1 protein-coding gene and 1 pseudogene are annotated in these 1,534 nt (G+C 42.6%); both read right to left on the reverse strand.

Translation table 11 applies throughout. From position 1 onward, the window contains the following. On the reverse strand, window positions 1–989 hold a 989-nt coding region (locus Q4496_RS17845; RefSeq protein ID WP_303610965.1), incomplete at its 3' end, for a secretin N-terminal domain-containing protein. Window positions 990–1,093: 104 nt separating this feature from the next. Next, window positions 1,094–1,534 (reverse strand): annotated as a pseudogene (locus tag Q4496_RS17850) (type II secretion system protein GspC); the annotation flags it as partial.

The raw sequence follows: 1,534 nt of genomic DNA on the forward strand, positions 1-1,534 counted from the left end.
GTTTCGTTTTGTGCGTTGCTCTTACTCGCTGCCCTTGTGGCTTGTGCTTCAGAGGAAATAGTTTTACTCACACCACTCAGCACTTTGACTAAGTCTTCAGCTTTTGAGTATTTTAAGTAGTAAACACGGGTATTGCCGTTAGTTTCTAATTCACTGTCAAGTCGCTTCACTAAACGCACAACGCGCTCACGTGCTTTAACTTCACCGCTAACAATAACGCTATTACTACGGTCATCAGCAACAATCGTTGGAATTAAAAATGTCGCTTGCGTAGTTTTACCACCGCTTGGCTTATTCATTGCCTCGATAATACGCACCATTTCACCCGCAGATGCATATTGTAATTTAATAATTTCTACGTCTTGGTCACCCGCTCTATCAACACGCTCAATGATGTTCACTAAACGATTAACCGTTGCCGCTGTGCCCGTTAACATAATCACGTTTGCCGGGTCATAGTTTGTGACGTTACCACCACCTGCTTGGTCAGACAGTTGACGTAATAACGGCACCAGCTCACGTACCGTCACATTCTTTACTTCAACAATACGTGTCACCATTTCATCGCCAATAAGACTGCCGCCACTATCAACCACCGGAATCGCCGAGGTCTTAGCATCTTTATTACGAATGATTTTTACAATGTTATTTTCACGCTCAATCGCAGAAAAACCATACACCGCCAACACGTTTAAGAAAAACTGGTAGTACTGCTCTTCTGATAATAAGTCATAACTGCGCACGTTAATTTTACCACGCACGTTCGGGTCAACAATCATGGTCTTTTTCAAGTTTTTACCCACAATAGTGACAAACTCGACAATTTCAGTGTCTTTAAAGCTTGGTGAATACTCCGCCGCGCTCGCTTGTCCCACGGCAAAAATACCGCTAAAGCTCAATGCGGTCACTAAAACCAAACTCAATGATTGAAGTTGCTTAAACTTGTGGCGTAATGGCTTAACCACAATGGCGTTTAAGGTTGTGCCCATGAAAAATTCCTTATTGCTTCTTTGCTATCCACGATGAATACCAAAGGTTAATACTAATGGCTCACACTCAAGATAAGTGCAAACGTTAATGCTAAAATAGGTTGTTATTCAATACTAAACATTATTTCAATCAGCTCGTTGTTTCGCTCAACTAACAATGAAATGTTTTGTGCTGTTTTTAAGGCTGACATTGCTTGTGCTGCCTCTAAAGGCACCAATAAATCATGCCCATTCATTTGTGTTGCCACATCGCCTGACTTTAAGCCCGATAAAGCAAAAAACTCAGGGTTTTTGCCTGGTGATAAGCGATACCCCGAAATCTGACCGTTTTTACGTGCCGGGGTGATGCGCAAGTAATCCGTTATTTTCCCTGGGTTGTTGTTTAAATCATTACGTAATGACTGTGCCGCTTGTTTGAAATCATTATTCTTGCGTTGGTCAATAACAGTGCCTTTCGTTGCGGCCACTTTCGGACCACTTTTTTCAGCGCGCGTCGCCTTAGCCGCATTCGCATTACTCGCTTTTTTATGAGACACACTTTGCGC

It is taken from the genome of Colwellia sp. 5_MG-2023, assembly GCF_030547795.1.
Lineage (GTDB): Bacteria > Pseudomonadota > Gammaproteobacteria > Enterobacterales > Alteromonadaceae > Colwellia.